This is a genomic window from Sulfurimonas sp. NW7, assembly GCF_051132265.1.
In the GTDB taxonomy this organism is placed as follows: Bacteria; Campylobacterota; Campylobacteria; order Campylobacterales; family Sulfurimonadaceae; genus Sulfurimonas; species Sulfurimonas hydrogeniphila.
This window is the reverse complement of the sequence record NZ_CP093235.1, coordinates 474,726-495,579: the sequence shown is the minus strand read 5'-3', so window position 1 is coordinate 495,579 and position 20,854 is coordinate 474,726. Positions and strand designations below refer to the sequence as shown.

The 20,854-nt window shown below is 39.1% G+C and carries 24 protein-coding genes; 3 read left to right on the top strand and 21 right to left on the bottom strand.

Annotation, left to right across the window (positions count from 1 at the left end; translation table 11 throughout):
• Nucleotides 1–14: 14 nt before the first annotated feature.
• Genes MLC35_RS02670 through MLC35_RS02650 form a run of 5 tightly spaced genes read right to left on the bottom strand, consistent with a single transcriptional unit; the run spans nucleotide 15 to nucleotide 5,644 of the window.
• A complete protein-coding gene (locus MLC35_RS02670; RefSeq protein WP_188109982.1) occupies nucleotides 15–1,295 on the bottom strand; it encodes an ArsS family sensor histidine kinase in 1,281 nt (426 codons plus the stop codon).
• The gene (locus tag MLC35_RS02665; RefSeq protein ID WP_151900965.1) at nucleotides 1,292–1,954 is read right to left on the bottom strand and encodes a response regulator transcription factor; all 663 of its coding nucleotides are present in this window, start codon (nucleotides 1,952–1,954) and stop codon (nucleotides 1,292–1,294) included. The genes MLC35_RS02670 and MLC35_RS02665 overlap by 4 nt, the downstream gene beginning before the upstream one ends.
• A 33-nt stretch (nucleotides 1,955–1,987) precedes the next feature.
• Nucleotides 1,988–4,129: a ferrous iron transport protein B gene (feoB, locus tag MLC35_RS02660; protein WP_434637691.1), complete on the bottom strand. Its 2,142-nt coding sequence runs from the start codon at nucleotides 4,127–4,129 to the stop codon at nucleotides 1,988–1,990.
• A complete protein-coding gene (locus MLC35_RS02655) occupies nucleotides 4,126–4,353 on the bottom strand; it encodes a FeoA family protein (RefSeq protein ID WP_151900967.1) in 228 nt (75 codons plus the stop codon). The genes feoB and MLC35_RS02655 overlap by 4 nt, the downstream gene beginning before the upstream one ends.
• Before the next feature lie 19 nt (nucleotides 4,354–4,372).
• Nucleotides 4,373–5,644: an OprD family outer membrane porin gene (locus MLC35_RS02650; RefSeq protein WP_434637689.1), complete on the bottom strand. Its 1,272-nt coding sequence runs from the start codon at nucleotides 5,642–5,644 to the stop codon at nucleotides 4,373–4,375.
• Between the two features lie 152 nt (nucleotides 5,645–5,796).
• Here MLC35_RS02650 and MLC35_RS02645 point away from each other — a divergent pair, with 152 nt between their 5' ends.
• The gene (locus MLC35_RS02645) at nucleotides 5,797–6,354 is read left to right on the top strand and encodes a CDP-alcohol phosphatidyltransferase family protein (protein ID WP_434637687.1); all 558 of its coding nucleotides are present in this window, start codon (nucleotides 5,797–5,799) and stop codon (nucleotides 6,352–6,354) included.
• A 185-nt stretch (nucleotides 6,355–6,539) separates the two neighbouring features.
• On the opposite strand, the gene MLC35_RS02640 is transcribed toward MLC35_RS02645, so the two are convergent.
• The 3 genes from MLC35_RS02640 to MLC35_RS02630 are packed head-to-tail and all read right to left on the bottom strand — an operon-like array spanning nucleotide 6,540 to nucleotide 8,411.
• A complete protein-coding gene (locus MLC35_RS02640; protein WP_434581169.1) occupies nucleotides 6,540–6,926 on the bottom strand; it encodes a DoxX family protein in 387 nt (128 codons plus the stop codon).
• Nucleotide 6,927: 1 nt separating this feature from the next.
• Nucleotides 6,928–7,125 carry a hypothetical protein gene (locus MLC35_RS02635; protein WP_434581167.1) on the bottom strand — a complete coding sequence of 66 codons (198 nt, stop codon included), beginning with the start codon at nucleotides 7,123–7,125 and terminating at the stop codon, nucleotides 6,928–6,930.
• Nucleotides 7,122–8,411 carry a DNA recombination protein RmuC gene (locus MLC35_RS02630; RefSeq protein WP_434637685.1) on the bottom strand — a complete coding sequence of 430 codons (1,290 nt, stop codon included), beginning with the start codon at nucleotides 8,409–8,411 and terminating at the stop codon, nucleotides 7,122–7,124. Before MLC35_RS02630 ends, MLC35_RS02635 begins: the two co-directional genes overlap by 4 nt.
• A gap of 373 nt (nucleotides 8,412–8,784) precedes the next feature.
• Here MLC35_RS02630 and MLC35_RS02625 point away from each other — a divergent pair, with 373 nt between their 5' ends.
• Nucleotides 8,785–10,338, top strand: coding sequence for a DEAD/DEAH box helicase (locus MLC35_RS02625; RefSeq protein ID WP_151900973.1), 1,554 nt, complete (start codon nucleotides 8,785–8,787; stop codon nucleotides 10,336–10,338).
• Between the two features lie 5 nt (nucleotides 10,339–10,343).
• Nucleotides 10,344–10,730, top strand: coding sequence for an HIT family protein (locus MLC35_RS02620; protein WP_151900974.1), 387 nt, complete (start codon nucleotides 10,344–10,346; stop codon nucleotides 10,728–10,730).
• Nucleotides 10,731–11,013: 283 nt separating this feature from the next.
• Here the strand turns inward: MLC35_RS02620 and MLC35_RS02615 are convergent, their stop codons facing one another.
• The 13 genes from MLC35_RS02615 to MLC35_RS02555 all read right to left on the bottom strand — a co-directional run bounded on the left by MLC35_RS02615 (nucleotide 11,014) and on the right by MLC35_RS02555 (nucleotide 20,851).
• On the bottom strand, nucleotides 11,014–12,012 hold the full coding sequence (locus MLC35_RS02615) for a beta-ketoacyl-ACP synthase III (protein WP_151900976.1): 999 nt from the start codon (nucleotides 12,010–12,012) through the stop codon (nucleotides 11,014–11,016).
• Complete coding sequence (gene plsX, locus MLC35_RS02610) at nucleotides 12,013–13,011, bottom strand: phosphate acyltransferase PlsX (protein WP_151900977.1); 999 nt, start codon at nucleotides 13,009–13,011, stop codon at nucleotides 12,013–12,015.
• Nucleotides 13,012–13,014: 3 nt separating this feature from the next.
• Nucleotides 13,015–13,164: a 50S ribosomal protein L32 gene (gene rpmF / locus MLC35_RS02605; protein ID WP_013326319.1), complete on the bottom strand. Its 150-nt coding sequence runs from the start codon at nucleotides 13,162–13,164 to the stop codon at nucleotides 13,015–13,017.
• Nucleotides 13,165–13,239: 75 nt separating this feature from the next.
• On the bottom strand, nucleotides 13,240–13,611 hold the full coding sequence (locus tag MLC35_RS02600) for a hypothetical protein (RefSeq protein WP_346389370.1): 372 nt from the start codon (nucleotides 13,609–13,611) through the stop codon (nucleotides 13,240–13,242).
• A gap of 9 nt (nucleotides 13,612–13,620) precedes the next feature.
• Nucleotides 13,621–14,034 (bottom strand): nucleoside-diphosphate kinase, encoded by a 414-nt coding sequence (gene ndk / locus MLC35_RS02595; RefSeq protein WP_151900979.1) that lies wholly within the window; start codon nucleotides 14,032–14,034, stop codon nucleotides 13,621–13,623.
• A gap of 134 nt (nucleotides 14,035–14,168) precedes the next feature.
• Nucleotides 14,169–14,453, bottom strand: a complete 285-nt coding sequence (locus tag MLC35_RS02590) for a 4Fe-4S dicluster domain-containing protein (protein WP_151900980.1) — start codon at nucleotides 14,451–14,453, stop codon at nucleotides 14,169–14,171.
• A 113-nt stretch (nucleotides 14,454–14,566) separates the two neighbouring features.
• Nucleotides 14,567–15,724, bottom strand: a complete 1,158-nt coding sequence (gene metK, locus MLC35_RS02585; protein ID WP_151900981.1) for a methionine adenosyltransferase — start codon at nucleotides 15,722–15,724, stop codon at nucleotides 14,567–14,569.
• 102 nt (nucleotides 15,725–15,826) lie between these two features.
• Nucleotides 15,827–16,648 carry a zinc-dependent peptidase gene (locus tag MLC35_RS02580; RefSeq protein WP_434637682.1) on the bottom strand — a complete coding sequence of 274 codons (822 nt, stop codon included), beginning with the start codon at nucleotides 16,646–16,648 and terminating at the stop codon, nucleotides 15,827–15,829.
• A 44-nt stretch (nucleotides 16,649–16,692) separates the two neighbouring features.
• Nucleotides 16,693–17,379, bottom strand: coding sequence for a DUF4395 domain-containing protein (locus tag MLC35_RS02575; RefSeq protein WP_434637680.1), 687 nt, complete (start codon nucleotides 17,377–17,379; stop codon nucleotides 16,693–16,695).
• A gap of 77 nt (nucleotides 17,380–17,456) precedes the next feature.
• Complete coding sequence (locus MLC35_RS02570) at nucleotides 17,457–18,155, bottom strand: 2,3-bisphosphoglycerate-dependent phosphoglycerate mutase (RefSeq protein WP_346389367.1); 699 nt, start codon at nucleotides 18,153–18,155, stop codon at nucleotides 17,457–17,459.
• Nucleotides 18,155–18,991, bottom strand: a complete 837-nt coding sequence (lipA, locus tag MLC35_RS02565) for a lipoyl synthase (protein WP_434637678.1) — start codon at nucleotides 18,989–18,991, stop codon at nucleotides 18,155–18,157. The genes MLC35_RS02570 and lipA overlap by 1 nt, the downstream gene beginning before the upstream one ends.
• Complete coding sequence (gene lipB, locus MLC35_RS02560) at nucleotides 18,981–19,562, bottom strand: lipoyl(octanoyl) transferase LipB (protein ID WP_418641050.1); 582 nt, start codon at nucleotides 19,560–19,562, stop codon at nucleotides 18,981–18,983. Before lipB ends, lipA begins: the two co-directional genes overlap by 11 nt.
• On the bottom strand, nucleotides 19,559–20,851 hold the full coding sequence (locus MLC35_RS02555) for a dihydrolipoyl dehydrogenase family protein (protein WP_434637676.1): 1,293 nt from the start codon (nucleotides 20,849–20,851) through the stop codon (nucleotides 19,559–19,561). Before MLC35_RS02555 ends, lipB begins: the two co-directional genes overlap by 4 nt.
• Between the last annotated feature and the right edge of the window lie 3 nt (nucleotides 20,852–20,854).

The window sequence follows — 20,854 nt, the reverse complement described above, 5'->3', positions numbered from 1 at the left end:
TTACATTTTTAAACTTATGCAAATATAAAACGGTTGACTCCGTTTTCATACTCATGCGCCAAAACCTGCCCATGTGCTTTAAGGATAGAGTCAACAAGATACAGTCCTAATCCAAAGCTGTTTTTCGATGGGTTGTCTTTTGTAAAAGGCTCTATGTAATACTGTAGAGGATGCGAAAGGCATGCGCCTTTGCTTTCAAAACAAAGTTCGTTTTTGTCATTCATACGAATTGTAATATGCGAATCGGTAGCATATTTCATTGCATTGTCAATCATATTTTTAATAGCTGTCGTATAAAGTCTGTAGTTTACATGTACTTTTATTTTTCCGCTGATTTTTACTGTGACATGTTCTTTGTCAACCATAGCCATATCTATAGCTCCATCAATTACATCAAGCAGCCTGTACTCGGAAAAATCTTTTTTATCGCTCAGACTTGTCACCTCTTCTATCATTGCAAATTCAGTTACAAGTGTCTCCAGGCGTTTAAAAATAGAGCTGAATCTGTCTTTTTGTTTTTGCGAATCAAGCATCTGTGTGGCGATAGTCCCTTTGGCTATAGGCGTTTTCAACTCATGCATCAAATTTCTTAAAAAGAGTGTACGGGATTCCAACACAGTATTTATTTTCTGTCGTGCATTTTCAAGTTCATTGGCAACTGCACCGATTTCATCTTCACGGTTTGTTTTAAAAGAAATGTCCATATTTCCGTTACCGTACAATTCAATCTTTTTTCTCAATCTGATTAAAGGACGCAGTCTTTGAAGTATCAGAATAAAAGAGAGACTGATAATCATAAATATTGTAATATAGGAATAGAGCAGATTAATATAGCTATAAGGTTTTAAATCGTTGTCTTTGATCAGGATATCACCACTTGGTGTTTCTATATGAAAGTATATATTTCTTTTATACTGAATCATAGTCGCTCTGAGATTTGTTACGATATTTTTCGTATATAACCCTTTGTCATTGATAAGCAAGGAGGTTTTAAAACTTTTAAATCCCTCTCTTTTGAGAACTTTTCCTTTTTCAAATATCTCTTTTTTCAGTTTTTCATCTTTGGTGACTTCAAGATTATACACAGCCAGATTTGCCTCAAGCATAATCTCTGAACTCTGGCGCTGCTGATGTTCACGGTATATTTGGGTGATTACTGAGTATTTTGTAAAAATGTGGTTTATATACTGTTCTTTGTTAAGTTTGTAAAACTCCCAAAAGATTGCACTCAGACTTGTCAAAGAGACAACAAGTGCAAAAAGTACCGTAAATAAAACAGCATGACGTTTGATCATTTGAGGAGCTTGTATCCTACACCACGGACAGACTCTATGAGGGATTTGTCTCCGAGCTTGTTTCTGATGCGTCCGACCATTACATCTATACTTTTGTTGGATGAGTCTTCATTAATGGCATTGACATTATGAATCAAATCTTCACGAGACACAACCAGACCCTGTTTGCTTATCATATAAGACAATATTCCAAATTCTGCATTTGTCAACTCAATCTTGCGACCTTTATAGGTAATGGTCATCGTCTCTTTATCGCATTTGAAATCACTTTTTGATTCTGCTTTTTCTTCACTTTTTGCTTCATAACGACGCAGTACTGAGTGAATCCTTGCCTCAAGTTCTCTCGGGTCATACGGTTTTGGCAAGTAATCATCCGCACCGAGTTCCAGTGCTTTTATCTTGTCTGTCACATCACTTCTCGCACTTGAAATGATTATAGGAATATCCTGGCGTTCACGAATTGCTTCACAAACTTCCAGCCCGTCCATACCCGGCAATGTCAAGTCCAGTATAACCAAGTCAAAAGGCTCTAACTTTAATATACTTACTGCTTTAAAAGGGTCGTCTTCAGTGACAACCTCAAACTCAAATTGTTCGAGATACTCTGTAAGTATCTCTGCCAGTTCCAAGTCATCTTCAATCATTAATATTTTTTGCATAATTTATTTTAACCAATCTAATCTAATAATGGGTTAATAACCCAGTAAGAGTGTTATATGATATGCCAAAAATGCAAGAATATATGCCGTAATACTCGTAAATGCCAACAGATAAAAGAAATACTTCAAGCCACCTGCTTCACGGGTAAATACAACAGAAGCGGCAAAACACGGAAGATATACCATGATTATTACGATAAACGCCACAGCTGATGCAAAAGAGATGTTTTTGCTGATGGCATCTTTTAGCGAATAGGTTGTCTCATCGACATTTTCACCAAGTGCATACAATACACCCAGTGTTGAAACAATGACCTCTTTTGCCGCCAAGCCGGTTTCAAGTGCCACCGCCATTTTCCAATCCAGTCCAAGCGGACGAAAAAGCGGCTCGGAAAATGCACCGATTCGTCCCAAATAGCTCTGTTGTAAATTTTTACTTGCAAATTCGTTTGTCAGTTTTGCTTTTGCCTCTGCTGTTTGTGCCTGTTCTATTTTTACTTCATATTTTTTTTCTAACTCCGTATTGTGTGGATAATTACTTAAAAACCAGATAAGTATGGTAGCTCCGGCAATAAAAGTCCCCGCTTTTTTCAGATACATCAGTGTTTTTGAAACTACCGTATGCCATACAAGCTTGAAGGATGGCAAACGGTACTTTGGCATCTCCATAACAAAAGGTTCATCTACCCCTTTAAAAGCCGTAATTTTTAAAATTTTGGCAGCAATCAGCCCGAGCATTGCACCTGTAATATAGATAGCAAAAAGAACATTACCTGCAATTGATTCACTGAAAAATGCTCCGGCAAAAAGCACATACACAGGCAGCCTTGCCCCACAGGACATAAAACTGATGATAAAAAGTGTGAGCAGTCTGTCTCTGTCATTTTTGAGGATTCTCGCACTCATATAAGCAGGAATGGAACATCCAAAACCGGTTACCAAAGGAATAAAACTCTGTCCGTGCAAACCAAATTTATGGAAAAATCCATCGAGCAAAAAAGCAACCCGCGACATGTAACCGGTACTCTCAAGCAAGGCTATCCCTATAAAGAGGATAATGATATTCGGTGTAAAAAGCACAACCGCTCCCACTCCCGCAATAAGCCCGTCAACAACCAAAGAACGTATATCCTCATTAGTGATTGTTGCACCGATGGCATCTCCAAACCAACCAAAAAATCCGTCAATCCACTCCATAGGTACTGCACCCAGGACAAAGGTAAGCTGAAAAAGCCCCCACATTAAAAACAAAAATATAGGAATACCGTATAAAGGATGAATCAAAACAGAATCGATCTTTTCCGTAATTGTCTTTTTTTCTTTTTCCTGTTTTGTTACTTTCACGACTTCAGCAACAATACCTCGGTTAAAAGAGGCATATTCTTCGGCAAAAGCTTCCTTGATGTCATCTGTATCATGGTGCAGTTCTATGTGTTTGGACGCTTCTATCAAAAGAGGCTGCAACTCTATCCAAATCGGATCATCATGCAGTTTTTCATAGGTTTTTCTGTTTTCCTTTAAAAGATTGATTGCAATATTTCTATAACTGTTTTTTGCTTCATATTTGTGCTTTTTCAGATAAGAGACTATCTTTTGTATCTCTTCTTCAACCGGTTCGCTAAATACAAGCTTCGGTTCAAGTTTGGGCTTTTCATGCACATCAACAACCATGTTTATCAACTCTTCTATCCCTGTTTTTTGTGCTGCTGAAACTTTTACACAGGGGACATTGAGCAGTTCGGACATATACTCGGCATTTATCTCTATGCCCTCTTTATCCGCTTCGTCACTCATGTTCAGGGCAATGACCATCTTTTTACTCATCGTAAAAAGTTCTGCTGTGAGTTGGAGATTTTTTTCCAGATTTGTAGAGTCTACAACATTGATAATAATATCATAGTCTTCCGCGCAAAGATAATCTCTTGTGACTCTCTCTTCTATTGTATAGTCCGTAAATGCATAGGTTCCGGGCAAATCAACAACAGTAAAATGATAATGTTTATAATCAAACAACACCTCTGTTTTATCCACTGTCACACCGGAAAAGTTTCCTACATGCAAGTGAGCATTGGAGACAGAGTTAATCAGCATACTTTTACCGACATTCGGCTGTCCCACCAGTGCTACTTTAATATGATTGGCAATAATCGGGCATACTTTTGTTTCTTCATTCATATTGTTTCAACCTCAATAAGTTCTGCTTCTTCGGCACGTAAGGCAATTCGCATTTTTCCTACTTTTACTTCTATTGTTTTTTTTCGCGGGGCATGCTCTAGTACCTGCAGTTGTGTATCTTTCATAATGCCAAAGGAGATAAGTCTTTGTTTTAAATCATAATTTGTCGCCAACTTTAAAACCTTTACTTTTTCGCCTTTTTCACAGTCTATTAATTTTTTCATTTTATTCACTTTGTCTCTTTTAAAAATTATAATTAAGCATAAACTGAACACGATTCCAGTCATGGTCTGTATTTACAGAGTTTTCTTTATCTTTTTGCATACTGTATACACATGCAAACAATAATTCATTATCTATATTATACTCTAAACTTACATCTTGTTCTGTTATATGTGCTTTCTCACCCAAACTGTTTGCATTTCCTTTAAAATCACCATAGGCATACAAAAGAGTAAAAATCTCTGTTGTATAACCAATTGAGGATACCAAAGCATGCGCATCCCTGTCATCCGCAATATCATCCAATATGAGTGTATCCATACTGCTAAAAAGTGTTCCTCCGCCAAATCCGCTAAAACTTGCTGTGGCAGGGTCGTTTAAAGATTTGTCATAGGCAATACTCAAACTGATTCCCTTTACTACAAATTCAAACAACCCGCCATAAATCGTAGTGTCATAAGCACTTGAAGCCAACTCTCTTTCATTTAAATACTGCAAAACACAGTGAAGGATCATATCCTCATTAAAATGGTACTGAATCCCTCCATCGAGGTAAAATGCATTTGTTACATCTGTAATATTATAAACCCAAAGATTTAATTCCCATACATTATGATAGCTTAGCCCGCCAAAATTTGTCCCTCGGCTACCCGTTTTTTCCCATGGAGTATCCAGTCCGGCATCAACTCCCTGCCATGACTGAATATTTCCGGCCATCATCTCTAACCCGCCATCCGAATAAGATGCAACATACGCTTCAAAAGTATTACTTATCATACGGATATCATCACTGTCAGCCAGTGGAGTGTCTAAAATCTGGCGTCCTGCCCTTATGTTAAATGCTTTATATTTATAATTTATATATGCTTCGGCAAACTGCGTATAACTGCCGTCACTTGAAGAGAGTTCACTGTTGTGCCGAGTCCCCTCACCTGTTGCAAAGCCTAAATCATGTGATATGTAAACAGCCGCACCCGCATTAAAACCCTGCAGTTCTGCCAACTCATACTTTAACTTTCCGCCAAGTGCAGTCGCATAGTTATTCGCCACATTTTGTTCTTTTTGCTCATATCCGGCAAACATAATCCTAAGCTGACCTGAGACTCTGGCATCTTCAAACATGTGTTCAATATTATTTGTTGGAGAAACTTTTTTTACCTGCATCAAGGCCTCTTTGTCTATATTTTTTCTTACAGAGTGAAGACGTTTCTCATTGACTGATGTTTGTTCGGCAGCACTCAGCAATGCTGTAAAAGAAAAATATAATATACTGAGTCTAATAATTTTTAGCATAAAATTCCTATTTATGATTTTGATATGCAATAATAATTCAGTTCTACTTACAGCAAGCTTAATGATATTGATAATATTTATCATATCTTTCTATTCTGTTTAATATGATTTTGCTATAATTTCATTTATATTTTACAAAGGCAGCTATTTATATGAAATTTTTATGGACACCCTCTTCTCACTTTAATCTCGCAAATATGTTTACCTTTGTCAACATCACAGCAGGACTCCTTGCAACCTATTTTATCACACAGAACAATTTTACTTTGGCGATAGTTTTGGCATGGATTGGCGGTGCTTTTGATATATTTGACGGAAAAATTGCAAGAAAGTATAAACTCTCCAATGAGTTTGGGGTACAGCTTGACAGCTTTGCAGATTTTTTAAGTTTTGTTCTCGTTCCTGTCTTTTTGATATTTCAAGCCGCATATGCACCTTCTTTGCATGGGTTGTGGTTTATTTTTGCGGCAATTGCAAGTATCTACTATGTGATATCAGGGCTGCGCCGTCTTATCCATTTCAATTTGCATACCGACGCCGGTGCGGTTGATAAATATTTTACGGGTGTGCCGACGCCGCTTGGAGCAATTCTGCTTTGGCTTGTCTATTTGTTAAATACTTACAATATTCTACCGGCATACGGAGTTATCGTTTGTATGTTGCTTATCGGGTGGAGTTTGAATTCTACTATAAAAGTAAAACATCCCTAAGTATCAGGCTTTAAAGAAACAAGCCCGCACTGAAGTACGGGTTCCGAAAAGTTCCTTAGTTTAATGGCATTCAGACTGAAATCTATGCTGCAAAAAATTTATAAGCTGACATGTCAAACTTACATTTTAAGCACCCTTGGAACCCGTACTTCAGTGCGGGCTTTAAGCTTTAAAATCTCCATTTTCTATTTGGAATTTACAGCGTATTTTCCGCTTCCAAGAAGTATGACAAGCAGAGACAGTATCAGATAAAGCAACGGTGTCTCCCAGGACAAACCTCCAAACTTTGAAAGTGTCAGTGAAAATCCATATGCCAAATAGATTGCCGCAAACATATTAAAAGCCAAGGCAGTTGCTGCAACTCTGGCATAGAGCCCTAAAATAATAAAAATTGGCGCTATCAACTCCCCAAAGTAAACGCCATAGGCTAAAAACTCAGGCAATCCCGCACTGACAACCAGACTTTTAACACCGCCTATACCATGTATGACTTTGTGAATTCCGTGAAACAGGATCAACACACCCAAACTTATTCGCAACAGCAGTTTTGCTATATCCTGATTTTGAAACATTTTATCCCTTTTTCTCTGTTATTTTAAATTTGCATGAACCGACACTTATTACCTTACCCTTTTTCACAGCCTCTTTTATATAAGTAAAAACACCCTCTACATCATCATTGCCTATTTCTTCTTCTATTATTTTTAAAATATCCTTCTCAGATGTCAGCGTCCAGCTCTTTTCATAATTGTACCTTGTCTCTATTTTCATGTATCGTCTCCATCATCTTCACTCTTGAGCGGCAACTCTTTTTTCGGCTTTAATCCCAGTGCTTTCATATTTTGCGCTCTTTTGATAACATTGCCGCGTCCCGTGCTGAGTCTGTTCATCGCCTTGTCATAAGAGTCCTGTGTTTTTTGCAGGTAGGCTCCTATGTGTTTCATCTCTTCAACAAATAATACAAGTTTGTCATACATCGCTTCTGCTTCTGCGGCTATCTTTTTTGCATGCTCTTCCTGTCTTTGCGTTCGCCAGATGTGCTCTATGGTTCTGAGCGTTACAAGCAGCGTAGAAGGAGATACGACTAAAATATTGTTTTCATATGCACGCTTGAAAAATTCTCCGTCTTGTTCGAGCGCCAGTAAAAAAGCTCCCTCAATCGGCATAAAAAGCAGAACAAAATCAAGCGTATTGACCCCTTCAAGTTTTTCATAGTTTTTTGCACTCAGCTCTTTTATATGTGAAGAGATACTTGCAATATGCTCTTTTAAGGCTTTTGCTTTTTCTTCAGGCTCATCCGCATTGACAAACCGTTCATACGCAGTCAGTGAGACCTTGGAATCCACTATGATATCTCTGTTTTGCGGCATATGTATTATGACATCGGGTCTGTAGGTTTTGCCCTCGTTTGATTTGAGTGTGGCTTGGAGTTCATACTCAACACCTTCGCGCAAACCTGACTGTTCAAGTATATTTTCCAAAACCAGTTCACCCCAGTTTCCCTGCGTTTTGTTCTCGCCTTTGAGGGCATTGGTCAGGTTGAGCGCTTCTTGTGCCAGTGTTTCATTCATCATTTTCAGGCGATGCAATTCATCTTTGAGCAGATGGCGGTCTTTGAGTTCCACTTCAAACTGTTCTCTTGCCTCTTTTGAAAAATTTGTTATCTGTTCGCGAAACGGTTTTAAAAGCAGTTCCAGCTGCTCTTTGTTTGCACTGCTGAACTGTTTTGACTTGTCTTCAAATATTTTATTTGCCAAAATTTTAAATTCCTGTGAAAGTTCTTCTTTTGCTTTTTGTAAAACTTCCAATTTCTCAGCCGATGCTTTCATCTCATCATTGTATCTCGCATTTAAAACTGCATATTCAATCTCCAACGCATTATAGTCTTCTTTTAGCTGTTCATACGAACCATTGAGTGTAAAATAACTGCTTTGCAACTCTTCTGCCTTTACATGTAAACGTTTGTTCGTGTTTTTTTCTTTTAAATAAAAATATAAAACCAGTAAAAATGAGAGGAGCAAAAAAGCAATAACGACTAAAGAGATGTTTTCATTCATATAAAACCTTCTATAATTTTCTTTTGCGTATTATACTGGATTTTGCCCAGACTTGAAGTCTCAATGCCGTTAAGTTAAGCAAAAAACTGCTGAGAAACTTCTCGGAATCGGTACTTTAGTGCCGACTCCGAGCGCTCTTTTATCATTCCAGGCCAGACTACAAAAAAATTTACCTGCTCTTTTGTAGCATTATAAACTTAAGTAATTAAAAATATTTGCAACTTTACTGTAAATATTAAAAAATTTAGCTATAATTCCATAAATATTTTAAGGGGAAGATGCCCTGATAGACTTAAAGTGGAAATTTTAGTAGAACTTGCGTCATCTCCTTATGTATAAAAAGGCTTCAAAAGCCTGTTAAAAAAGGATAATGATGCAAGAAACTGCACAAGAAACACAAACAACAACTACAGAAGAACCTACAATCACATTTGATTCGTTAAACCTAAAACCCGAAATACTTAAAAGTGTAAAATTCGCCGGCTTTACAGTCCCCTCTCCTATTCAGGAACAGGCAATTCCTATCATACTTGAAGGCCGTGATATGGTCGGACAGGCACACACGGGTACAGGAAAAACAGCAGCTTTTTCACTTCCGGTTCTTTCAAACATGAAACTCAACGGCAAAGTGGAGATGCTTGTCATCACACCAACACGGGAACTCGCAACACAGGTCAGTGATGAAATATTCAAATATGGCCGTAATCTGAATGTAAAGACAGTTACCGTATACGGGGGAAGCTCTTATAAGCGCCAACTTGACCTTATCGGTCGCGGTGCAAGTGTTGTCGTAGCAACACCCGGAAGAATGCTTGATCTCTTAAAAAGAAATATGCTCAACAATTTTGCACCGAGTGTCGTTGTACTTGATGAGGCAGATGAGATGCTTGACATGGGATTTTTGGATGACATCACTGAAATTTTCTCTTATCTTCCAACAGACAGACAAACTCTGCTTTTCTCGGCAACTATGCCGCAGCCGATTAAAAATCTTGCAAACAAGATTTTAAAAGACCCTGCTTTTGTCTCTATCACAAAAGGGGAGACAACAAATGCCGATATCGAACAGGAGTATTATGTCATTGATGAGCACGAAAGAGATGATGCGATTATTCGTCTTATGGATGCTGAAAACAGTACAAAATCAGTTGTCTTTTGTAGAACAAAATCAGAAGTTGACAGATTAAGCAATGTTCTTTCAAATGCAGGATATCTGGCGAACGGTCTGCACGGTGACATGGAGCAGCGTCAGCGTGAGACTGTTATCAAAGGGTTCAAAAACGACTCTGTCAAAGTCCTTGTGGCAACCGATGTGGCTGCCCGCGGTATACATGTAAGCAATATTTCTCATGTATTCAACTATCATATTCCTTTTGATCCTGAGTCTTATGTTCACCGTATCGGGAGAACAGGACGTGCAGGAACAAAAGGAAAGGCTATCACACTGTTGACACCTTTGGAGTTTAAAGAACTGCAGCGTATCAAACAAAAAGTCGGTACCTCAATGAATCATGCATTCGTGCCAAGCAAAAATGATTTGCGTGAATCTACTGTGGAAAAAATGGTCAAAACAATTGAAGACCAAAAAATATATGATGAGGCACATAAAATTCTTGACCGTCTCAAAGAAGATATAGACGAAGAAAAAATCATGTTCAAACTCATCTCTATGATCCTGGACAGACAAGATATAAAAGGACCGAGCAATATCGGTATTCCTGCTGACAAACTCGCTGCTATCCTGGAACGTGCCGGAAAACGCAATGACAGTCGAGGAAAAGGCGGCAGAGGCCGTGGCGGATTCCGCGGAAACAGCCGTAACCGTTCGGGCGGAGACAGAAACCGTTCTGGCGGCGAAAGAAACCGTGACGGCGGCGGATACAGAGGCAACAGAAGTTCTTCAAACAGAAACCGAAACAGAGACTAGTTTTTATGGACACTCTCATCATTTATGAAGATGAAAATTTTTTTATAGAAAAAGAAGAGAGTGAAATTCCCTGGCTCAAAATCTTCACAAAAAAGCCTTACAAAGAGCTTGGAGACATGCCAAAAGAGCTGCGCCTGCAGCTCTTTGAAATCTTTGATATCATCGAAGATGAAATGAAAAAATATTACAAACCTTCCAAAATAAATATGGCATCATTTGCAAATATGCTTCCGCGCGTCCATTTACATGTAATGGCAAGATTTGAAAATGACAGCTGCTTTCCTAATCCGATGTGGGGTGAAAAGCTAAGAGATGCTGTTTTAAACCTGCCGGATGAAGCAGAGTTTTATAAAAGAGTTGTTGTAGCTTTAAAACAAATCAGCCTGGGTTAAAACCTAGCCTACGTGCTCTTTTAGAAACGGTGCTTTAGCATTTTAACAAAATATCATCGGAACCGGTACTTTAGTGCCGGCTATTGGCGTTTTTCTGCCACTCTCGCCCGCACTAAAGTACGGGTTCCGAAATAGTTGGCAATTAAGAAGCAAAAAAATATTTTTCGCCTCTCAAGTTCTCATTTTTATTCTAGTTCAAGGCGGATATAAATATATTTGAGGAGCTTACTATAGTAAGTGACGAAAAGACATTATTATCCAACGCAGAAATTGGATAAAAATGTTACTTGAGTGGTGAAAAAGGGATAAGGGCGCTTCCCCAGGTTAATCCTCCGCCAAAGGCGTCAAGCAGCATCAGCTCACCAGGCTCAAGTTCCCCTGATTCATACAGATCATTAATAGCCATCGGAATGGAAGCTCCTGAAGTATTTCCATACTTTTGTACAGTGATTACGACCTGATCATCTCTCATTTTTAAAGCTTCGCCAACAGCTTTGATAATTCTCAAATTTGCCTGATGCGGAATAAAATGTTTGATATTTTCACTTTTTATGTTATTTTCTTCTAAAATTTCTTTAACATCTTTTGTCAGCGTACGCACAGCTACTTTAAAAGTTTCATTGCCTTTCATCTGCATAAAACAGCTTCCCGCTTCACTTTCAAGTGCATCATGTGCAGAACCGCTGCCGCCGTTTGGTGTCATTAGCAAATCTGCATATTGACCGTCAGCACCTGTATGTACATCTATAATAGCTTCACTTTTATCATCTGTTGCAGAAATTACAGCAGCCCCTGCACCGTCACCAAAGAGTATACATGTACCGCGGTCACTGTAATCTGTAATAGCAGAGAGTTTTTCCGCACCGATGATTAAAATGTTTTTTTTCATCCCTGATTCTATAAATGCTTTTGCTATTGCCAAAACATAGATAAAGCCTGTGCACGCTGCAGAAATGTCAAAAGCAGTGGCATTTTTGATACCCAGTTTTGTAGCAATGACTGTTGCGGTTGATGGCATACAAAAGTAGTCGGGTGAAATTGTAGCGGTTATTACCATATCTATCTCAGAGCTTTCTATACCGCTTCGCTCTAAGGCTTTTTGCGCGGCTTTTGCACCTAAATCACTTGTAAATTCATCTTTAGCAGCAATGTGACGCTCTTTAATTCCCGTTCTTTTGGTAATCCATTCATCTGAAGTGTCCACCATATGAGAGAGTTCTTCATTTGTAAGTATTTTTTCGGGCACATAGGCACCAATAGAGCGAAATGCAGCGTAAGCCATTTAGATATCCTTTTGTTTTAACTCTTGAAGCCTTGCAATAATATGTCTGTTAACGCCGGTATCGACATAATCAATAGCCTGATAAATTGCATTTTCAATTGCCCTGGCATTACTTTTTCCATGACTGACAATTGCACAGCCTTTTATACCGATAAGAGGAGCTCCTCCTATTTCGGCATAATCTATCTCTTTTTTTAAAAGTTTGAAAACTTTTCTCATTAACAGTGCACCGGTAATGCGAATAGGAGATTTTTTTATATAGTCTTTAATCAGTTGTGAGATTGTAGAGGCAACACCTTCACTTGTTTTAAGGACCAGATTTCCTACAAAGCCGTCACATGTAATAACATCACAGCTTCCGTTAAAAATATCACCGCCTTCGACATTTCCTTTAAAGCCTTTGTAACCTTCTAAAATTTTGAAGGCTGCTTTTGTGACTTCGTTCCCTTTGGAGTCTTCTTCACCATTGGCTAAAAGCCCGATACTCGGCTCTGCTATACCTAAAACATCTTCTGCATAACAACCGCCCATAACAGCAAATTCTGCCAAATGCTCAGGTTTGGAATCTACATTTGCCCCCACATCCAAAAGAACAGAACGACGCCCTGTTTTTGTTGGCATCAATGTGACAAGTGCAGGACGGGAAACACCCTGCAGGCGACCAAGTCTTAAAGTGGCAAGTGTCATTGTGGCACCACTGTGTCCGGCTGAAACCACACCGTCTGCCTGACCGTCTCTAACTAAATCCACAGCTTTATAGATACTGCTCTCTTTGCGTTTTACTGCATCTGTTGCAGCATCACTCATTGCAATGATATCCTGAGACTCGACAATTAAAATCTTATCTCTATAACGTTTTGGTAACAGAGGTAAAATTTCTGATTTATTTCCTACAAGTATCGGAGTGAATCTTTTCTTTTTGAGTGCTTTTATGCATCCGTTTACAATCGGCTCGGGACCAAAGTCCCCGCCCATTGCGTCAATAGCAATTTTTACCATTGACTACTTATACTCACCGGTAGTTGGGTTAATGTGGTGTGGTAATCTATAAGTTCCGTCTTTATCTTTAACCGGACGGGCTAAAGAAATTTTATAATGAGTTCTTCTCTTCGCTGAACGGGAATGAGAGACTCTTCTCTTAGGTACTGCCATAACTTTTTTCCTTAATTTAATTTTTCAATTGCGCCGTTGAGACGACTAAAGCTTTGCCTCAAACGAGGCAAGAGTTTAAAACTCAATTTCTTCTGGTTTAGAGCAATTTCCACATGAATGGTAATCACTTTTGATAAGTTCGATCTCTGAGTGTAAAATCTCTTCAAGATCCACATTACCGTCCAAAGACTCAACAACATCCAAAAGAGTGCTGCTGTCATCTTCGTATATTCCGTCATTAATGAAAAATTCGACCTCTTCACTAACTTTAAGATTAAAATCCTGCGCACATATATCACAGGATTTTTCCAGTGTTCCACTGATGCTTGCTTTAAGCAGAATCAATTTTGCACTATGATACTCCAAAAAACCTTTAAAAGTCATTTCATTCGAGGTGACTTCAAAGTCTAAAGGAGTTTTTGTTACTTTTCTAAGCACAATCCTCATCGGATATACTTAAGAAATTTCTCTCTCAGCAAAAAAGAATGCAATTTCATTCGCAGCATTTTCAACCGAGTCACTTCCATGAACTGCATTTGCATCGATATTTTCAGCGAAATCTGCACGGATAGTACCTGCTTCAGCCTCTTTAGGGTTTGTAGCACCCATTAAATCACGGTTTTTCTGCATAGCATTTTCACCTTCTAAAACTGAAACAACAACCGGTCCACTGATCATAAAATCAACTAAGTCGTTGAAAAAAGGTCTCTCGGCATGAACAGCATAAAATGCCTCAGCATCAGCACGGGAAAGCTGTAGTTTTTTTGTTGCTGCAATTCTAAGACCATTGCTTTCAAAACGATCTAAAATTTTGCCTATAACACCTTTTGCAACTGCATCTGGTTTGATTATTGATAGTGTACGTTCCATCAAATCTCCTCTGAAAATATAAAATTAGAATGGAATTGTATCTAAAAAAAGATTGTTTTTAGTTTAAAATGTAAATTTTATGGATTTAAATGAATTAAAAGGAGTGTTATGAGAGCACAGAAGTGCTCTTATAACTATTCTACTACCGGTTCGTGGTTTAAACGCTGTTCTTCAGTGATATCTTCACGGTGCTGTGGACTTGGCCCAACAACATCCCATGTTATACAACCCTCAGTCGGACAAGCAGTAGCACATGCAGGCTCATCATGATGTCCAACACACTCTACACATTTGTCTGGATACACATAATAAATATCCTCACCTGTTGGATTATCATCCTCATCTACGATTGCTTCTACCGGACACTCATCTATACAAGCTCCACAGTTAATACATGTATCATTAATTACAACTGACATTTTATTCTCCTTGTTTTTATTAAAATGCAACTATACACTGTAGACTTTTAAATACAGCTAAAAGCGCTCAGCTAGTTTAAAAACTGTAGTTTATAGGTTACACTTAAACTATATTAGATGCCTAAATACTCTTTTATTGCATCAACTCTGTCTGTTTTTTCCCAGTTGAAACCAAGATTTTCACGGCCGAAATGTCCGTAAGCAGCCGTTTTTCGATAAATTGGCTTTAATAAATCCAGTGATTTGATTATTCCGGCAGGGGAAAGATCAAAAAGCTCTTTTATACAGCTTTGGATTTTCTCTTCTGCCACTATGCCGGTATTGTGCGTGTCAACCATAATTGAGACAGGCTGTACTACACCGATTGCATAGGCAACCTGAATAGTCACCTTGTCACAAGCTCCTGCGGCTACAAGATTTTTTGCAACCCAGCGCGCTGCATATGCGGCTGAACGGTCAACTTTTGTCGGATCTTTTCCTGAAAATGCACCACCGCCATGTGGACAACTGCCTCCATAGGTATCAACAATAATTTTACGACCTGTAAGTCCGGCATCTCCCTGAGGACCGCCGATTACAAATTTTCCTGTCGGATTGATATGAAAAACAGTGTTTTCATCCATCATCTCCGCAGGAATTACTTTTCGTATCACTTCTGCTATAACATCTTTGTGGATCTGCTCTTGCGATACTTCAGGTGCGTGCTGTGTGGAAATAACAACAGTTTCTACAGAAACAGGCTTCTCGTCTACATACTTTACACTGACTTGTGCCTTTCCGTCAGGACGCAGATAGGGAATAATTCCCTCTTTTCTTACTTCTGCCAGGCGTTCTGTCAAACGGTGGGAGAGGTGAATAGGCAAAGGCATCAGCACATCTGTCTCACGACAGGCATATCCAAACATTAACCCCTGATCGCCTGCTCCGGTTTCTCCTCCGGCCTGATCAACCCCCTGATTGATATCAGGAGACTGTTCTCCTATGCCGTTTAATACTGCAGCTGACCTGTGATCAAAACCATACGTTGCATCGGTATACCCGATATCTCGGATCACTTCTCTTGCAATCTCTTGCATTGGGGCATACGCCGTCGTCTTCAGTTCGCCTGCAATTACACAAAAACCATTTGATACCAGTGTTTCACACGCTACACGTGCATTGGTATCATGCTCAATAATATAATCCAGAATTGCATCACTGATCTGATCTGCCATCTTGTCAGGATGCCCTTCTGTTACAGACTCTGAAGTAAATATATACTCTTTCGTCATCGATTTTCCTTATTGAAGTACAGGGTCCAGCCCCATAAATCGAACGAATTATAGCACACTCTGAAACTTTTATTCTTAATGAGAAAAAATTACAGATAAACTTTAGGGCTGCCCTTTATAAAAGCTGTTAAACTCTTCAAAGAGTTCCGGAAAGTGTTTTTTCAAAGCTTCAGGCTTGTCAAAATAACGCTCCGTAACAACGGCAAAGAATTCTGCCTCATTTGTTGCGGCATAGGCACCTAAAAGCTTGTATTTCCCCCAGTCACGATTTTTCAGGGCAACATCACTGAGTTTGTTAAACTCTCTTGAAAGCACTTTTGCCCACTCGTGATATTTTGTATACGGCAATGGCGGTGTTCCGTCTGCACTGCCATCAAGAAAGTCTATTTCATGGGCAAATTCATGCAGCAACACATTATTTTCATGGAGATGATAGGCATCTTTTTTTGCATCGTGCCAGGAGATGACAACGGTATCACTTGCTGACTGTCCCTCAAGCAAAAATTCACCTTTGGTGTATATACCACCGTTGGCACTCACCTGCCTTGCAACCATAGTATAAGGATATATCAAAATTGTCGAAAGATTTTCATAACAGGCTGTAAACTCTACATGCAACACCAATAAACAGGCATGAAAAGCAATCACTATTTTCATTTCATCACTCACATCAATATTGATACCTGTAAACTCTTTTGTGTTGATAAAAATCAAAATAGATTTATGTATGCGCTGTTGCTCTTCCTCTTTGAGTCTGTTATAGAGCACAATACGTTTGAGTATTGCTATATATTCTTGACGTATTGGCTGTTCTAAGATTTTTTGCAGTTTTTTTTGTTTGGAGTATGTGTAAATCACATAGGCACTCAGCAATGCAAAGCCGAGACCAAGCATAAGCGTTAAAAGAGCAAAATAGTAGTTCATTCCTAAAAATCGTCTTGTTCAAATTCTTGATCGGCTTTTTCATCTTAAATTCTCTGCAGTTCTTCATCACTGAGCATCATTGTTTTTATCTTTTTTGTCAGATTTGTTCTGTCCGGGAGTTTCGTCATGTAGGCATAGGCTCCGTATGCCATTACAATCACAGTGATAATCAGAATGCTTTTTTGCACCGGATTAAATGTCTGAATAGGCTCTTTAATTTTCATCTCACACACTCCGCCAGGGCAGTGTGTTGCCTTATTCTTTTTTACCAGATTAAAAATTTTACATCCCAGACAAATGGAAAAAGCTGCTTCAAAAAAGAGCAGTGCCATACAGATAAGGCACACAAGAACTTTTAGCGGATTTGGCTGAAAATCAAGCACCAGATAATAAAACATCGGCCAGGCTATTATCATGCCCAGTGCCCAGGCAAAGCGTTTTTGTTCGGCTCCGACATATTCCGGTGTCTGATTGCTTACAAAAAAACGTCCCAATAACAGACTCGGAGCATATCGTGGCTGAATCACTCTGAGTGTAAAATCAATAGCAAAAAACGTCACAAAGTATTTAGAAAATACTGCTGTCCCAAGCATCACTCCGTTTGTAAGCCCTATAAATGCACCTACAAAAAGAATTGCCGCGGCAGCTCTTGCTTCTCTCTCATTGAGTACCCGTACATCATAGCCGGGAACTTTTTCGCCATATGCAAAAAATTCTTTTAGTTTTTCCATTTTTTTCCTTCTCTAAATATCCAACTTACCTATCATAAAGTTTTTTATTAAAGTGTCGAATTATACATAATTCGGGTTTAACCTATCAAAACATTTTTCTGCAGTATCTTCATATCGCTGTCAAAATCATACATTATAATCTCGCCTGTCGGTATTTCAAATTGCACTATCTCCTGTGGAGTCATCTTTTCAAGTTCCATTACCAAGGCACGCAGAGAGTTGCCGTGTGCCGAAATCAGCACAGTTTTTTTCTCCTGCAGTTGCGAAAAAATCTGCTCTTTATAATATTGCAGCACTCTCTTTTTTGTATCCTGTAAAGATTCTGACAAAGGCAAAAGCGCTCTGTTGACATTCGCATATTTTTTATCATTCCATACACATCTTTTATCGTTTACATGTAAAGGTGGCGGCGGCACGTCATACCCGCGTCTAACAGCCAGAAATTTTTCTTCTCCATACTCTTTTTTGACTGTATCTTTATCTCTGCCCTGCCAGTCTCCGTAATGTCTTTCATTGAGTTTATAACTTTTAAGCATATTTATATGCTCCCATTCCAGCTCCTGCAGTAATATCTGTGCTGTATGAATGGCACGTTTCAGCCATGATGTAAAACAAATGTCCGGGTAAATATTATGCTTTTTTAACACTCTTCCGGCTTTTTTTGCCTCATCCCTGCCCTGCTGACTTAAGTCAACATCTGTCCATCCTGTAAAAACATTTTTTTGGTTATATATACTTTGTCCGTGACGCACTAAAACCAACCTTGCTTTGCTCATTAGTCATCTCCCAAATTTTCTGCAAAATAAGAACTTCTTACCAAAATACCTGAAGCTACTGCACGAAATCCTATACACAAAGCCTCCTCTTTCATTTCATCAAAAAACTCCGGTGGGTAATATTTTGCTACCTTATGATGTTTTTGCGTCGGTTGCAGATACTGTCCGAGTGTCAATTCACTCACGCCGACATCCAACAACTCCTGCATTGTGACCAGCAACTCTTTTTTTGTTTCACCAAGCCCACACATCAAAGAGGACTTTACATGTAAAGGTGAATATCTGGCATAATACTCCAAAACTTTTAATGAACGGTCATAATCACTCTGCGGATGTATACTTTTACTTAATCGTCTGACAGTTTCCTGGTTGTGTGCCAGTTTGTCAGCACCGCTTGTTGTAATTGTCTGCAAGGCATCTTGAGTGTATTTAAAATCAGGCGTTAAAAGTTCTATTTTTATCTCTGGATTTTTCTCTTTTATCGCTTGGACACAGCGTGCGAAATGCCCGGATCCATAATCTTTCAAATCATCTCTGTCCACCGATGTAATCACAACATACTGCAACTCTAACTCCTGGACAGCCTTCGCCAGACGTTGCGGTTCGTTCATGTCGACAGCTCTGCCATGACCTGTTTTTACGTTGCAAAAAGCACAGGCTCTTGTGCAGGTATCGCCTAAAATCATAAATGTTGCACTGTTTCGCGCATAGCACTCTGCTCTGTTTGGGCAGGCTGCCGCTTCGCATACTGTTGTCAAAATATTTTTTTCCAAAATATCCTGCATATTTTGTAAAATCTCCGGAGCAGGCACTTTGACTTTTGGTTTAAACGGCATCTTCAAAATATTTTCCTATAAAATGTACCATCTGCTCGTTTACTTCTTCTGACGTGAGAATCAAGCCTTCATTTTTTAAAGAAGTCGGTACAATATTTGCCAGGTTACACGGTGAAACCAGTGAATGAAAGTCCAAATCCACATCAACATTCAAAGCAACACCATGCAAAGAAACCCCTCTGGAGTAGCGAAAACCCAAAGAGGCGATTTTACGATTTTGTATATAAAAACCGGGCTTGTTTTTGTCATATCTGACTGCAGGCAGATTTTTCATAAAAAAACTCTCGAAAGCCTCAAGAACTTTTTTATAAAATCGCGCCGGCTGTTTTACCTGAAAACAGAAATAAAAGATGTTCTGTCCCCTCGAGTGACAGGTAACGGAACCCCCTCTGTCGCTTTGCACGGTGGGTACATTGAAATGCCTTTGCTCATCACTGCCCACTGTGAAAACCGCAGGATGCGAACACAGTATGAGGTGATTTTGTGCATCTTGCTGTGCCTTTACATGTAAAGCGTGCATCTGTCTGTTTGCTGTAACATATGCAATTTCACCCCAGTCATGGACAATCATAACTTAAAAAATGTTCTCTCTAAAGCTTCACTGAATGTCGGATGCCCGAAAATCGTCCGTTTTGCCTGCGCCGCATCCATTTCACCAGCCAAACTCATACCTGCGATGGCGACAAGTTCTTCTGCATTCGGTGCCAGAATTTCGGCACCAAGGATAAATCCTTCCTGATCCGCATATGTAATCATCACTCCTTTTGCAGCATGATTATATACAGAGTAGGGAAAATGACTCAAAGGAACAATGCTTGATTTTAAACCGTCAGTTTTTCCGACTACAGCATAACTCATAGGCAGGGTGTGTATAAATTTGACAACATGGTCCAGATTGAGAGGACGTGGATTGTTCCCTAAAATGCGCTCTACAACATTTAAAACCTCTGCTCTTGCAGCATGAGCGAGCTGAAGTTTTGCGTTACAGTCCCCTATGGCATAATGATTTTTCAGGGTTGTTTCAAAAAATCTGTCTGTGACAATGCCTTTTTCAACTTCTATCTCTTTACATGTAAGAAAATCAACATTCGGTCTGCGCCCGGCTGCAACAAGCAAAACAGGCATATAGATACTGCTTTTGTCTTCAAAAGTGATATGCACACCTTTTTTTGTACTTTTTGCAGTTTGTATTTTATGCATCTCAAGAATTTTCACACCGATTTTTTCAAGCTGGTTTTTTATCTCTTTTTGAATAAGCGGGTTTGAGTGTTTTAAAATTTGGTCGTCGCGATTGACAAGTGTTACCTGTGTGCCTGCCGTTGCGAAAAAACCTGCCATTTCCAAACCTATAGCCCCGACACCGTAAATGGCAATTTTTTCCGGCAGCTTTTGCATCATCAGTACCTCATCACTGACGATAATATCCTTGGCATTATACTCTATGCCTTCAGGAATAAAAGCCGAAGAGCCCGTGCCCATGACGATATGCTCTGCTTCAAGAATTTTACCGTTGACTTCTACCTTATGGGGTTCTTTGAGTCGGGCTTCGCCCTCTATTAAATCTACATGCGCACACTGTTTTTTAATTGCCTGCCAGGCATTGTTTATCAAATCTGTTTTTTTCTGAAAAAGCTTTTGCATTGAAAGTGCTGTTTGTCCTTCTAAAATATCACTTTTTGACGCATACACAACATTGGCATAATGTAAAAACATTTTTGAAGGAATACACCCCTTATGCAAACAGACACCGCCAAGCTGACGCATATCTTTTTCAACCAAAGCCACTTTTTTGCCGCTTTTTGCCGCAACAATTGCTCCTGCATAGTTCAATCCGCCACCGATAAAAATTATGTCATACATCTT

What these genes read in the sequence shown, in the direction of transcription:
- MLC35_RS02655 (WP_151900967.1), bottom strand. Translation starts at nt 4,353, where the DNA reads ATGAAAAAATTAATAGACTGTGAAAAAGGCGAAAAAGTAAAGGTTTTA.
- lipA (WP_434637678.1), bottom strand. Translation starts at nt 18,991, where the DNA reads ATGCCGTTTAAACCAAAAGTCAAAGTGCCTGCTCCGGAGATTTTACAA.
- MLC35_RS02600 (WP_346389370.1), bottom strand. Translation starts at nt 13,611, where the DNA reads ATGAGGATTGTGCTTAGAAAAGTAACAAAAACTCCTTTAGACTTTGAA.
- MLC35_RS02650 (WP_434637689.1), bottom strand. Translation starts at nt 5,644, where the DNA reads ATGCTAAAAATTATTAGACTCAGTATATTATATTTTTCTTTTACAGCA.
- plsX (WP_151900977.1), bottom strand. Translation starts at nt 13,011, where the DNA reads ATGGTAAAAATTGCTATTGACGCAATGGGCGGGGACTTTGGTCCCGAG.
- MLC35_RS02620 (WP_151900974.1), top strand. Translation starts at nt 10,344, where the DNA reads ATGGACACTCTCATCATTTATGAAGATGAAAATTTTTTTATAGAAAAA.
- MLC35_RS02590 (WP_151900980.1), bottom strand. Translation starts at nt 14,453, where the DNA reads ATGTCAGTTGTAATTAATGATACATGTATTAACTGTGGAGCTTGTATA.
- lipB (WP_418641050.1), bottom strand. Translation starts at nt 19,562, where the DNA reads ATGATTGTCCATGACTGGGGTGAAATTGCATATGTTACAGCAAACAGA.
- MLC35_RS02640 (WP_434581169.1), bottom strand. Translation starts at nt 6,926, where the DNA reads ATGTTTCAAAATCAGGATATAGCAAAACTGCTGTTGCGAATAAGTTTG.
- MLC35_RS02615 (WP_151900976.1), bottom strand. Translation starts at nt 12,012, where the DNA reads ATGGCTTACGCTGCATTTCGCTCTATTGGTGCCTATGTGCCCGAAAAA.
- MLC35_RS02645 (WP_434637687.1), top strand. Translation starts at nt 5,797, where the DNA reads ATGAAATTTTTATGGACACCCTCTTCTCACTTTAATCTCGCAAATATG.
- MLC35_RS02555 (WP_434637676.1), bottom strand. Translation starts at nt 20,851, where the DNA reads ATGTATGACATAATTTTTATCGGTGGCGGATTGAACTATGCAGGAGCA.
- MLC35_RS02670 (WP_188109982.1), bottom strand. Translation starts at nt 1,295, where the DNA reads ATGATCAAACGTCATGCTGTTTTATTTACGGTACTTTTTGCACTTGTT.
- MLC35_RS02625 (WP_151900973.1), top strand. Translation starts at nt 8,785, where the DNA reads ATGCAAGAAACTGCACAAGAAACACAAACAACAACTACAGAAGAACCT.
- ndk (WP_151900979.1), bottom strand. Translation starts at nt 14,034, where the DNA reads ATGGAACGTACACTATCAATAATCAAACCAGATGCAGTTGCAAAAGGT.
- metK (WP_151900981.1), bottom strand. Translation starts at nt 15,724, where the DNA reads ATGACGAAAGAGTATATATTTACTTCAGAGTCTGTAACAGAAGGGCAT.
- MLC35_RS02635 (WP_434581167.1), bottom strand. Translation starts at nt 7,125, where the DNA reads ATGAAAATAGAGACAAGGTACAATTATGAAAAGAGCTGGACGCTGACA.
- MLC35_RS02575 (WP_434637680.1), bottom strand. Translation starts at nt 17,379, where the DNA reads ATGGAAAAACTAAAAGAATTTTTTGCATATGGCGAAAAAGTTCCCGGC.
- rpmF (WP_013326319.1), bottom strand. Translation starts at nt 13,164, where the DNA reads ATGGCAGTACCTAAGAGAAGAGTCTCTCATTCCCGTTCAGCGAAGAGA.
- feoB (WP_434637691.1), bottom strand. Translation starts at nt 4,129, where the DNA reads ATGAATGAAGAAACAAAAGTATGCCCGATTATTGCCAATCATATTAAA.
- MLC35_RS02630 (WP_434637685.1), bottom strand. Translation starts at nt 8,411, where the DNA reads ATGAATGAAAACATCTCTTTAGTCGTTATTGCTTTTTTGCTCCTCTCA.
- MLC35_RS02665 (WP_151900965.1), bottom strand. Translation starts at nt 1,954, where the DNA reads ATGCAAAAAATATTAATGATTGAAGATGACTTGGAACTGGCAGAGATA.
- MLC35_RS02570 (WP_346389367.1), bottom strand. Translation starts at nt 18,155, where the DNA reads ATGAGCAAAGCAAGGTTGGTTTTAGTGCGTCACGGACAAAGTATATAT.
- MLC35_RS02580 (WP_434637682.1), bottom strand. Translation starts at nt 16,648, where the DNA reads ATGAACTACTATTTTGCTCTTTTAACGCTTATGCTTGGTCTCGGCTTT.